Origin of the sequence: Achromobacter sp. SIMBA_011 (assembly GCF_046535435.1) — a bacterium.
Taxonomy (GTDB): Bacteria; Pseudomonadota; Gammaproteobacteria; order Burkholderiales; family Burkholderiaceae_B; genus Achromobacter; species Achromobacter dolens.
In genome coordinates, this window is the sequence record NZ_JAWRWN010000248.1 from 1 (window position 1) to 299 (window position 299).

Below are 299 nucleotides of genomic sequence, written 5' to 3' on the forward strand. Positions count from 1 at the left end.
CCGCGCTGACACAGCATCGGATCGGTCGTGCCGCTGGCCAGCAGCGACTGGTTGATGACCCATGCGTAGGGTTCGATGCCCGCCCGCGCGAGGTCGGCGCTCAGGCGTTCCGCTTCGTGAACCGGGGTGGCTTCTGGCAGCGTGACGATCAGGATTCGCGTGTAGTCCGGATCCCGCAACCGCGGCAGCAACTGACGGACCGGCTCCGGCATGTCGCCCTGCGTACGCATCACTTCGCGGTGATAGGCCTCGGCCGCATCGAGCAGCAGAATGGTGTGGCCGGTGGGCGCCGTATCCAG

General features: G+C 67.2%; 1 protein-coding gene. It reads right to left on the reverse strand.

Translation table 11 applies throughout. The features are described 5' to 3' along the window. A partial coding sequence (locus SB816_RS30795) for an ArsA-related P-loop ATPase (protein ID WP_410548093.1) occupies positions 1 to 299 on the reverse strand: 299 nt, incomplete at both ends.